At 35.4% G+C, this 12,376-nt stretch carries 10 protein-coding genes; 9 read left to right on the plus strand and 1 reads right to left on the minus strand.

The genetic code is table 11. The annotated features are described in order from the left end of the window. Positions 1-519: 519 nt before the first annotated feature. Positions 520-1,263: a hypothetical protein gene (locus J4Q03_RS05680; protein WP_426047239.1), complete on the minus strand. Its 744-nt coding sequence runs from the start codon at positions 1,261-1,263 to the stop codon at positions 520-522. A gap of 1,612 nt (positions 1,264-2,875) precedes the next feature. Between J4Q03_RS05680 and J4Q03_RS05685 the strand changes: the two genes are divergently transcribed. From J4Q03_RS05685 to J4Q03_RS05725, 9 genes are all read left to right on the plus strand, one after another. Further along, positions 2,876-4,453 carry an AMP-binding protein gene (locus J4Q03_RS05685; protein WP_426047240.1) on the plus strand — a complete coding sequence of 526 codons (1,578 nt, stop codon included), beginning with the start codon at positions 2,876-2,878 and terminating at the stop codon, positions 4,451-4,453. A 22-nt stretch (positions 4,454-4,475) separates the two neighbouring features. Next, positions 4,476-5,348 carry a hypothetical protein gene (locus tag J4Q03_RS05690; protein ID WP_426047241.1) on the plus strand — a complete coding sequence of 291 codons (873 nt, stop codon included), beginning with the start codon at positions 4,476-4,478 and terminating at the stop codon, positions 5,346-5,348. Next, complete coding sequence (locus J4Q03_RS05695; protein ID WP_426047242.1) at positions 5,335-6,369, plus strand: 3-oxoacyl-ACP synthase III family protein; 1,035 nt, start codon at positions 5,335-5,337, stop codon at positions 6,367-6,369. The genes J4Q03_RS05690 and J4Q03_RS05695 overlap by 14 nt, the downstream gene beginning before the upstream one ends. Before the next feature lie 13 nt (positions 6,370-6,382). Next, positions 6,383-6,628 carry an acyl carrier protein gene (locus J4Q03_RS05700; RefSeq protein WP_426047243.1) on the plus strand — a complete coding sequence of 82 codons (246 nt, stop codon included), beginning with the start codon at positions 6,383-6,385 and terminating at the stop codon, positions 6,626-6,628. A gap of 191 nt (positions 6,629-6,819) precedes the next feature. Next, entirely contained in the window at positions 6,820-8,313 is a 1,494-nt protein-coding gene (locus J4Q03_RS05705; RefSeq protein ID WP_426047244.1) for a phytoene desaturase family protein, read from the plus strand. Further along, positions 8,310-9,335, plus strand: a complete 1,026-nt coding sequence (locus J4Q03_RS05710; RefSeq protein ID WP_426047245.1) for a diiron oxygenase — start codon at positions 8,310-8,312, stop codon at positions 9,333-9,335. The genes J4Q03_RS05705 and J4Q03_RS05710 overlap by 4 nt, the downstream gene beginning before the upstream one ends. Further along, positions 9,335-10,327, plus strand: a complete 993-nt coding sequence (locus tag J4Q03_RS05715; protein ID WP_426047246.1) for a 3-oxoacyl-ACP synthase III family protein — start codon at positions 9,335-9,337, stop codon at positions 10,325-10,327. The genes J4Q03_RS05710 and J4Q03_RS05715 overlap by 1 nt, the downstream gene beginning before the upstream one ends. An 11-nt stretch (positions 10,328-10,338) precedes the next feature. Then, positions 10,339-11,217: an MBL fold metallo-hydrolase gene (locus J4Q03_RS05720; protein ID WP_426047247.1), complete on the plus strand. Its 879-nt coding sequence runs from the start codon at positions 10,339-10,341 to the stop codon at positions 11,215-11,217. Continuing rightward, positions 11,214-12,368, plus strand: coding sequence for an FAD-dependent monooxygenase (locus J4Q03_RS05725; RefSeq protein WP_426047248.1), 1,155 nt, complete (start codon positions 11,214-11,216; stop codon positions 12,366-12,368). Before J4Q03_RS05720 ends, J4Q03_RS05725 begins: the two co-directional genes overlap by 4 nt. Positions 12,369-12,376: the final 8 nt, after the last annotated feature.

A 12,376-nucleotide genomic window follows, 5' to 3' on the forward strand; every position in this document is an offset into this window, starting at 1 on the left:
CAGTCTGTTCCATTATGGTCGGTTAAAAGTTTTTGCAGAATAATCCACGAAAATAGTTTCTGTAATAATTAGATTATTATATTTACAATCACTAGCGTCCAAAATAAAATTTAGGTTATAAAAAAGCGATTCTTCTTTTCAAGAACAGTGTTTTTTTTTAGATTCCGACCTTAAAAGACGCCAAATTGCCCGTTTTTGTCAGGTAATTTTTCCCTGATAACGGATCTTCGTCCACTTCCAAAGTCAATCTTCACAAAGATATTCATGCGTATAAAACTCACCAAGTTGGGTTTTTGATTTGTTCTATTAAGTTTTTGTAAAAATTACATTCACAATGTTATTAAGGATTTAGGAAATCTCCATATGCTATCAATAATGTTAGTGTAAAGAATTTTTGTAGGGATTGTGCGTAATAATACCTACGGGGGACAGATAGCAACATTGCAGAGGCTAAACTGCCCATTAAACAATCTTTTTCTCATTTAGTATAGGTTAAAAAAACAAGTCTATAGAGGAAAGCTAAGCTTTACGGGTTACAGAAAGAAATATTTTCTTTTCTCCACTTACTTCCATGCACCACCATTTGAATTCATACCATCTGTAGGTATTAGTGTCAATCTGCACCTGTAGATTCGTCGTTTCAACTTCCGCTGCAGTAGTAGTCCAATATACAATATTATTAGCATCAATCTGCAAATAATTTCCGGTCAGCAGATTATTATTAAGTGAGGTTTCGTTCTCATTTACCTGGGTAGCAAATGATTGATAGCTTACAAGTTTGGGACTATCCGATATGTTATAAATCCGCGGATCGTACCATGTTAAATTCACTCCCTGCAAGTTCATTTCTAAACCGTCAATAGAAGGTAAAGCAGGAAGGTTATTTGCTGTGACATAGGTTTTTAAATTAAAAGTATTCGCCTGTGCCGTAGCCACAGGCACAGAATATATCCTTGTAATTGCTTCTCCTACAGGCAGGCCTCCACCATCACTTATTTTAGGAAGTCCTTCAAGGTATCCTAAAACACCGTTTGCATCTGCGACTAAAGTTTTTGTTGCTGTAAAAGCCTGGTCTTTAGTTTCAGACTTTGTACCGTCAGGTTTTGTAAAAATGGCATTGCTGGTATTATGCTTAGGAAGCTCTCTTACCCGTTCAATACCGTTAACGTCAAGCATTTCTGTAGGAGCAGGAGTATTAATACCCACTTGTGACAAAAGTGAAACAGAGACCAAAGTGGCCATTAGAAGTAATCCTTTTTTCATTATGTTTTTGTGTTTAAATTATGATTAAAAAGCTGGTTATGAGGATGTCTTTAATGCCAGCTAAATTTTTTGCAATATTAGGAAGAGTATAATAAAAAAAATAACAGTAGGTGTTAAGAAATACGAAATTCTCATATATCTTTAAAGGAAAAAACCTGATATGATGAGGCTAGCCAAAAAAAATTTACAAAAAAACACATTAATAATCAAAACATTACAGCATATTGTATCATTATTAACAGATAGAGAAAGAGATTATAAAAAAATCAGTCTACAATAAAAGCGGGATTTTAAAGTACTTATATCTACTTGTATAAATTCCCTCATACAACATTGATGGACGGAGAGACAAAACGTTTTAAGTCTTAAAATTAGTTATCTCCGGAATATCTATTTTTGCACTGTCATTATTTCAGCTCAGGAAACCATAGAATTTTAGGAACTCCCATTCAAAGGTATTATAGCCAAATACAAAAAAGAAAAAATGGTTTTTATTGATGATTACGCTTCATAGGTGTGGCCCATGCAAAATGATGAAAAAAATGTTTTTCCTCAAAAACGATCAGAGACTACTATAATACCAACTTTATCAATGCAAGATTTGATATGGAAAAGTGAGAAGAAGAGATCTTGCTTCTAAATTTGGGGGCTCGCTCCTATCCTACTTATCTTTTCTGAATGGTGCTGGTGACAAAAACGTCCTGTTATCTTTTTATTAACTAAGGTATTCTCCGGAATATTCTAGGTTTACCCGTTAAAAAGCATGATCTTTCTGGTCTGTTCACATATGTTTTAATATCTTGTGATTTACTCGCATTGAAGATTTCTCCAAAAGATTAACATTAGACTTAGCATTATACAACTTATTGGTATAAATATTTTCATAAAACTGTATTTCTTTTTATAATAAAAAGTATTGATTGACCAACTTGAAGAATTATTGTTTTTGTTAGTATCCCTATGCACGCAATTTTTGATATCTAAATTAGATGAATATAGAAATAATAAATTGCTAGCATTTATTAAAAAATGAATGTTAAATATTCTGAAAAAAGATAATATAAAAAAAGTGCATTCATACCTTGCAAAGCTGCAGAAAATATTTGTATATATATATTCAACAAACCTCATTCACAACGATTCCGAAAAATAATATCACAACACACTGTCATTTTATAAATAAAGATATCAACATATTTGCACACAAACAATTAACACATTTTTAATAACTCATTTGTGTTTTTAAAGCACCCAAAAAACCGCATTATTTAATGATCCGAAAACCATTAAGTAAGTACCAAAGAAATATTACTTTTTTTCAGGAATTATAACATAATACTAAAATCTTTATAGCAGTAAATTTATAATTTCGCACTGAATCCTACTGCGACTATCAATATCAGATGACTGGCAGTAGAATGAAATATAATTCAAATAACTATTCCTCTCAAAACACAAACAAATGACAAAAACTAAATCAACTATTCTCAGGACTTCTTAATAGATACATCAAGATATACACTAATCTTTTCTAGATAAATAAAATCAAAAATTAGACTAATAATTTACAGGCTCTGGCTATAAGATTAATGGCAAGAGTGATCATATACCTATGAACATATCAAAGAATATCATCGAAAATTTATTATTATATAATAATGCAAACCATATCCTCTATGAACTTAATAGCATACCGGGAAAAGAAATAGCTGAAAAAATAGTTACCCTTGCCACCTGCTTAAGATCTACAGGGAAATTTAGGTGTGGAGATAGAGTAATATTGATTATGAATGATTCACCGGAATTTATCTATTCATTCCTTTCTTTAATATCAATTGGCTGTATTCCGGTTCCGCTTAATCCATTAATTCAAGATTCGGAATTAGAGTATATCTTAATAGACTCTAAAGCAATAGGTGCTATTATAGATTATCAACAATATCTACGGCTATATAATGTCATACATAATAGTTCATACTATATTATAAATGAATGTATTGTAGTAAATAATCCTTTAGTAAAAGAATATGGATCGATAAATTATTTGCAAAAATCTTTATTCCCACAAAACTTCTGTAATGCTTCTTCAGGTTTGGAATTTGTGTACGAAGAAAATAATCTGATTGCCTTTTGGCAATATACTTCCGGGACTACTGGTAATCCAAAGGCGGTACAGCACAGACATCCTACTATGCTAACAAATACAGAGCTATTTGCACAAAAGACATTGGGAATTTTTAAAGAAGACATAATAATGTCTGTTTCCAAGATGTTCTTTGGCTATGGACTAGGAAATAGCCTGTTCTTTCCTTTGATCACAGGAGCTTCTGTCATAATTGATGAAAAATGGTTCACCGTCGATAATCTGAAAAAAAACATAAGGCTTTATAAACCTACTATCTTATTTGGAACCCCAAAAGTATATTCGGAAATTCTTCATCAGCAAGAAAGCTTTTCAAAAAACGAGTTCAATAGCATAAGGTTATTTATTTCTGCAGGTTCTTCGCTTCCGGAATCTATCATCAGAGAATGGGAAATAGTATTTGGTAAAACTATCATCAATGGAATTGGATCTACAGAAATAGGACATATTTTTATGTGCAACTATCAATTAAAAGAACAGAGTGAAAACTCATCACTAGGTGTTCCCGTTTCTGGTTACAATATAAAAATAAGCAAAATTAACACCCCCGATGAAACAATAGAAAACTATGGAGAAATAGGCGAACTATGTATTCATCCCCCAAAAAATACACTCAGTTCATATTGGGAAAAAGAAGAAACTAATAAGATAAAATATAAAGAAGGTTGGTATTTTTCAGGAGATCTATGTTCTCAAAATGAAGATGGCTCCTATCTCTATCATGGCAGAAAAGATGATCTCTTTAAAATAAATGGACGCTGGGTAAATCCTCTTGAAATAGAAAATTATGTATTGCAGAATTTCAAGCAGATAAATGAATGTGCAAATATCCATCATTTAGATAATGATAATCTTGCCAGGTCAGTATTATATCTGGTAGGAAAAAGTGGAAGCGCCACTCGTGTTCTTTCTGATGAAATTCAAAAAAAATTGTCAGAAAATTTTCCCTCCTATAAACGTCCTTCCACAATTTATTTCATAAAAGAATTAATAAGAAATAGCAATGGAAAAGTAAATAGAAAAAGATTAGAAAACAATTTAACATAACTCAAATTATTAATATTAAAATATGCAGATAATAGATGCAATTAGTGAAGTTCCCGGAGTGAATATCATTGGTATCCGTGGTAAAATGCAGAACGGCTTTCAATGCCAGATTTATGAAACTGAAAAAGAAAAATCCTTATCCGCTTGGGCTGCAGAAGTAAGCATGCAACTCTTGGATAAAAATGATGTTTCACAAGATGAATTGGGTATCATTATCAATGCTTCTATTTCACTATATGATACTACTTCTCTGAGAAATACTTCAGCGCCTGGCTTAGGGCATGCAGTACAAAAATATTTGAATGCGAAAAATGCATTCGTTTTCGAAATGTTTCATAATGACTTAGGAAATATGATCAAAATCGCATCTGATTTTTTATTAAACTCCAAGAATAAGTATGCATTGATTATTCAGTCAAATAAATTCTCGGATTTTCTTAAGGATGATAAGAACGGATTTTGTATTCCTGACGGGGTAAATGCATTACTGCTTAAATCAAGCAATAACAAAATAGAACTAGAAAATATACATATCCTTTCTTCTGAAATATCAAAAGCTAGTTTAAGCTTCAATACAGGAAATGAAGAAGCTCTGAAAAAAGAGAATATTTTCAGATTGAATTGGAATTACAGCCCATCTTTTGTAAAAGCTATCAACTCTGAATTGAAAAGTATATTCTCAAAATTAAAAGAACAACAAACCCCTGTTATCACTGAAAAATGGTTTCCAGAACACCTCTCATCACACGAAACTGAAAATACATTAGCCATGAATACTATTCCCTGGCATTTGCAGGAAAACAAACAATTGAAAGAACAATCACTCACCATGGTGTCATATAATCCGTTTCTTGCCCAATATTCGGTTCTAAAAATTACAAATGATAAAATATAACTCTTCAATAAAAAGTGTAGCCATAGGACTTCCGGAGACTTATTACACCAATGATATGCCCCCGTTTTCCGAGATTCCCAATCTTCCAAAAAACTGGTGGAGAAGCTGGGGAATGGAAGGAAGATATATGGTAAACAAAGAAAAAGGAGAATCCTGTTCTCAACTTGCTAAAAAAGCCTCTTTAGGTGCCATAGAAAAGGCAGGTCTTTCCACACAGGACATAGATCTTATCATAGGAACTACATGTACCATTACAGGTTGGTCTGATAAAGAAGACGATAGAATCTTTCCGGGAATTTCAGAATATTTAAAAACAGAGCTGGAATGTAAACACTCAGTGATGACTATGGAAGTCAACCAGGCATGCATCTCATTTCTAGTGGCACTACAAATAGCTTCTGACTATATAAAAACAGGAATGTACAAAAACGTTCTGATTTGTTCCGCAGAAACATTTACTCAAATTGCAGACTTTTCTCTACCCTCTTCTACTCTTTTTGGAGATGGTGCTGCGGCGATAGTCATAGGAAGATCAGAAAAAGAAGGAAAATTAGTTTCTTCTTATTATAAAAGCATTCCCACATATAATGATATTGCAACATTACAATGGAAAACTCCTGCAGATAAGTCAGGGAAAGAATTTACCCGTCCGTACTTTACATTAGGAGAAGATGCTCCCACTCAAATGCAGACATTCGTGCCACAAAATGTTCCTGAAGTTATCTTTAAAGCTTTAGAAAAAGCTAATTCATCTCTTGAGGATATACATCATTTTGTATTTCATCAGCCGTCGAAAATGCTCATCAGAATGTGGGCAATGGGAATAGGAATAAAGAAAGAGAAATATACAACCACCGTAGAAAAATACAGTTGCTTGAGCTCTGCCTCAATCCCCATGACCTTATACTTTGCATTAAAAAATGAAAAAATAAAGCTCAATAATAAAATTGTACTTGCCGGTGCAGGAATCGGATGGGGTTTTGGAGCACAGGTATGGGATATAGAAAATATTAACTATTAAAAATTACAATAGAATGGAAAACCAACAATTATTTAACAAAGTGTGTGCTATTTTAGCAGATATTGCAGAATGCGATATTAATATCATTAAACCTAATACTGACCTATTAAATGAAATAGGAGTAACTTCTCTTATGGGATTGGAAGTTTTGGTCGAGCTGGAAAGAGAATTCGACATCAGCTTAGATGAAGGAATTCTGATCAAAATGAAAACGCCGAAAGATATCGTAGACGTTCTGGAAGAAGAATTAGCCGTTTAAGAATACAAAACACAGTCTTTGGGCTTTTACCAGGCATGTTGGGCCCAAAGATTTTAATAGATTTTGACTTTTCACCAATATTAATAAAGCCTATTAATGTTGGTTCATAACAGACATCCGTAATTAAAAATACTCACTTAAAAAAGTGAGGGTTATTTCTTTTGGAAAAAATAAAAAAAAATAATCTAATAATGATTGAAAATTTAGAAGTCGATGAATTAGTAATAGGTGCAGGACTTTGTGGTCTTATGTATGGCGTTGCTGCGGTTACCGAAGGAGGTTCGATTGCCATCAGCGAAGCCCATCATAAAGTAGGAGGTTATGCCACCAATTTTTATCGGAACAAAAGAAAATTTGTTTTTGACTGCAGCCAACATAAAGTAAGCGGACTCAAAGAAAATGTTGGAAACCTATGGAATACCCTTAAAAGGCTCGAACTACAGTCATTACTGGACGAATTCGAATTACACGAAGAAATTGGAACAGTAGTGTATAAAAACCAATTTATCAAACTTCCCTCTGAGCCGGAAGACATAAAAAAAACACTCATTACCCATTTCCCAGATGAATCGGCAGGAATAGAAAAACTATTTCAGGATATAGAATCTCACGGATATCAGCATTATATGTTTTTTAGAAAACTGATGAATGAATATACCATAAACAGAGATATTTTGAGAGAAAGCAGGGGTTTATCAAAAATTACAGCCCGTGATTATTTTAAAACCATTTTTAAAGGGCCAGACATTGTCGAAGTACTCAGTCCCATTGCTATTTATTCAGGTTCTATTTCCAATGAAGTCAATGCTTTTTATTTTCTTCATTGCCTTTATGCCATGTTCTATGGTGGGCCTGCCTTTATGAAAGGAACCGGACAGCGTATTTCGGATCTGCTGTTAAAAGAATTTGTAGACCGCGGCGGAATTCTTCTGAAGAAAAACCAGGTGCATGAGATGGAAGATATGGGCGACCATATGCTGGTAACCACCCGGAAAAATATAGTAAAGACCAAAAGAGTCATCGCGACCTGCCCTCCCGAAGATGTAGTAAGAATGCTGAAAAAAGATGAAAAGTCTCAGGAATTTAAAGAAGTTCTCGAAAACTTCACCGTTGGATGGGGACATTTTTGTGTATTTGCTGTACTTTCTATTCCACCCGATGAACTGGGAATTAGCTCACCAGAATACCTTTTGGTATCCGACACGGGTGATGACTTTACAGAAGAAGATTTTGAGAACGACCGGTATTATGATCTTTTTACCCTGAGTGTCAGCAACTATCACCGGGTAGACCCGGAAGGCGGTTATATTCTCCAGTTTATAGTTCTGGATCATGGAGACCGCTGGTTCCACCTGTCCGAAGAAGAATATAATCAGAGAAAAGATAAAATTCAGGAAAAACTGATCAAAAGAGTCCTTAAAACCTTCCCTCAGATAGAAGACAAGCTGATTTATACAGAATCTTCAACTCCGAAGACCAATTACAAATTTACACTCGCTACCAAAGGATCGGCTTTCGCCTACAAAATGCTTCCAAAAACCAATTTAGGATTATTGAGCAACTTCCCAAATGACAAAGTAAAACTGGTAAGCACATGGTCCGGAGGTCCCGGCTATGAAACCGCAATGTGTTTCGGATTTACACAAGGAAAACTTTTAAATATGAAAAAAACACAGAATACATGAGCAATCTAAAGAAAAAAACACTAAGCCCGAAGTTTACCCTCTTATTAGAAAAACTGAATAAAGCTTCCGAAAAAAAACAGATGAGCCTCCTTCTGGATCACCCTTGGGACGAACCTGTAGAAAGCGCCTGGCTGAAAAAAAGAGAAAATATTGCGATTTATGGAACACCTTATTATGATCTTGCTACAGAAGAAGAAAGAAGACTTTTATCCGTCTATGAAACAGGTTCATGGTGGTACACTTTCATCGTATTCGAAAACCTCGTGTCAGAATACTATATGAAAATCGTCAATCATGGCTCCCTTAAAAAATTTCCCGAAGTCGTAAAATACATACATCATTTCTGCAAAGAAGAAATAGTGCATGCAATGGTCTTCAAAAAGGCAATGGCTCATTTTCAGATTGCCCCCTTCCCCAGCCCTTTAAACCTCAGAGAAATATACAGCCACAATGCCGCAATGTCCGAATTTCCCCTAAAGGCTATCTACCTTACCATTCTTATTGAATGGCTGGCAGAAAACAATGCAATGGAAGACTGCAACAGCAAGGAAATTTCCCCCTTATCAAGAGCAGTAGCCGTAGAACATCATAAAGAAGAAGCAAGACATATAGAATGGGGCAAAAATATGATCCGTGAGTTTATAGATATGGTTCCTGAATTTTTGAAAGAAGCACAGGAAAGTACAGCTCCAATGCTCAGAAGCATGCTTGATATGTCGGTATGCAGTATTGTAGTGTATTCCCGTGTCAGCTTTCAGAATCCCGCATTCAGAGATTATAAAAAACTGATTCCTGCTGTGTTGGAAAGTGACAACCGTCAAAAAATCAATTCCAGAATTATGGCTCCCCTGATGAGATATTTCCTGGAACTTGGAATCTGCGATCCTAATGATGATGAAAACATGAAAGTATGGAGAGACAACAGATTTAAAAAAGATGTGGAAGATGCTGTAGAATATTTCAGAAAAAAATCTGCCGAAGCAGAGGATATAGATAATGTGATGAACAAAAATTACGACTAATGAATACTGTCATATCCGGATTTGGTCATGCTCTGCCCTCTGCAACCATAAACAACAAAACAATTGTTGAATGGATGAATACCACGGAAGAATTCATAGAAACCCGTACAGGCGTGCTCACCAGACAACATATTTCTGAAAATGAAAGCACAGGCGTATTAATGGTAGAAGCCTGCAAAAAAGCAATTGAAAAAGCCAATCTCTTACCGGAAGATATCGATATGCTGATTGTAAATACATTGAGTCCTGATTACCATGATCCGTCTCAGGCCTGCCTTATTCAGCCTATGCTTTCCCTGAAAAATACAATTCCCGTATTTGATATCCGGGCACAGTGTAGCGGGCTTATTTATGGAATGGACATCGCAAAGCAATTTATAGCAACCGGAACTCATCGGAATATATTAGTTTGCTGCGGAGAAGCTTTATCAAAAAGAATGGACTATTCTGATGACGGCAGAAACCTCGCCATATTACTTGGTGACGGCGCCGGAGCTGTTGTGCTAAGTGCTTCAGAGGATCAAAACAAAGGAGTTCTGGATGCTGCAATACACGCTGATGGAAGTTATTTTGAACTGCTTTGGACAGAAAGTCCGGGTACATCAGGCAAAACCTTCAGCGGAGATAAAAGCAAATGTTCCCATTTCCGGATGAACGGCAAAGCCATGTTTAAACATGCAGTAGAGAAATTCACAGAAGTAACGGTACAGACATTGAAAAAGCACAATCTTTCCATGGAAGATATAGATGTTATTATTCCCCACCAGCCCAATATGAGAATTTTGGATGCAGTAATAAATAATCTGGAAATTCCAAGAAATAAAGTACAGATCAATGTACATAAATATGGAAATATTGCTTCCGGTTCTTTGCCCATCACTTTGAGTGAATATATGGAGAATACTCCTCCGGAAGAAAGAGAAGGAAAGCTGGGACTTATAGTGGGATACGGCTCCGGAGCAACATGGGGAAGTGTTTTATATAAATTCTAATCCATAACACCATGTGGATCAATAAAACAGGAAATATAAACAACTCTTTAGCCATCTTGGGAACAATCTCCAACCCGGTTTATCTGGTAAAAAAAAATCAGGAATACATATTGGTAGAAGGAGGATTAACCCGGGATGCCAAAACTCTGCTGGCACAATTGAAAGAACATGTTTCTGATCTGTCATTAGTCAGACACTGGTTTATTACACACTCTCATTATGATCATTGCGGAGCTATAGAATCTCTTTATCCTTATCTGAAGCATGTAAAACTATATGCCTCGGAATATGCGGTGAAAAACTTCCGTAATGAAAAATATGTAAAAAGGATTCGTCAGCTGAATGCCCTGATCTCGGATAAAGAGATTAAAAAATTTCCGGCGGACTTACAACAGATTCCTTTTATCATTCTGAAAGATAAAGAACAAATAGAAACGAAATCTGGAATCTGGGAAGTGATCTATACTCCGGGCCATAGTCCATGCTCTGTGAGTATTCATTATAAAGAAAAAGACATTTTGTTTGTATCGGATGCTTTAGGGGAAATTATCAATACAAAAAAATGGTTTCCGTTGGCTTTTGATCATGTAAGACAATTTATAGACAGCATCAATAGATTGGGAGATCTGTGTGCCGAGACCGTTGCTTTAGGGCACAATGGTATCCTTACAAGTGTGGAAGCCCTATCTGCCCCAGCCTGCAGTCTTCTTGGGTGTAACGACTTAATAGAGTTTGTGGCCGTTCGTAAAGATTATTTATCAGAAGAAGAATTGGTGGATCACGTATGCAAAAAATATAAAGTGATGGATCATTCCTTCATTCCGGATAAAGTATACAGAAAAAGTATAGAACTATTAATCTCTCATTTAAAAACAGAATCATTCGTATGAATCAAAATCCAAAATATAAAGAATATGACGCTTGCATTGTAGGAGCAGGAATTGCCGGTATTTTTCTGGCGTGGCTGCTTGGTTCACAAGGCAAAAAAATCCTGATTTTAGAAAAAAATGCTAAAGTCAATATGAATGGTGCCGATATTTTGAAGCCTTCCGGAATCAATGTCCTTGAAAAACACGGACTGCTACAGGAACTTATGAATAGGGAATGCAGAGTGAGAGATCAGCTCAGCGTTTTTCATAATGGCATTCAGGTCGATCACATCAATTATAAGGCAGAAAACGAAAGAGGATATTTCATGGTTTGTCCATACAGTGTTTTACTGGAAACGATTTATGATAAAATTCAGGCCATCGAAACCGTAGAACTGTTGGTCAATCAATCCGTTTCAAAAATTAATGAGGTGGAAAACGGGGTCTATGTAGCCCTTAATTCAGGAGAGGAGATTTTCAGCAATATCCTTATCGGAGCGGACGGAACCAAATCCATTGTAAGAGAATATGCAGGAATAGAAGCCCATTTCGACTATTACGATCATGTGATGTATTTCAACAAATACCCTATTACATCAAGTGTAGAAGAGCTCAACCGATTGTATGTAGACAAAAACGGAGGGCTCGCCTATTTCTACCCGATCAACAATACAGAAGCCCGATGTGTTTTAGGGTTTAATATGGAAGAAGGGAAAAACCTGAAAGAATCCGGAAACAAAGAAACTTTGATCAACCGACTGAAAACATTTGTTACCCAAAGTAATGACATGTTAAACCAGATCAATTCACTGAACAATTTCCTCACTTTTCCCTTATGCAGAATGCATTCTGAACAATACTTTAAAGGAAGGATACTCCTTTTGGGAAATGCGGCACATTCCATCCATCCCATTACAGGACAGGGAATGAACCTGGCTATTGAAGATACAGGAGAACTGTTCATCTGGCTTTCAAAATATTTTGACGGTGAAATTTCTTTGGAAAAAGCACTGGCAGGCTATGAGGAGCAGCGTTTTGAACTTAACCGTAAAGTTCTTGCTTATGGTCATCGTCTGGCAGGCAGTTTCGGAAGCGCAGAAGACTTTATGAACAGCCTTAATTCCAAAATACAGACCAGCAGCAGAGACCTTTCCATACTCAATAAGATTTAAAAATAATT

Origin of the sequence: Chryseobacterium sp. NFX27, from assembly GCF_049887855.1 — a bacterium.
In the GTDB taxonomy this organism is placed as follows: domain Bacteria; phylum Bacteroidota; class Bacteroidia; order Flavobacteriales; family Weeksellaceae; genus Chryseobacterium.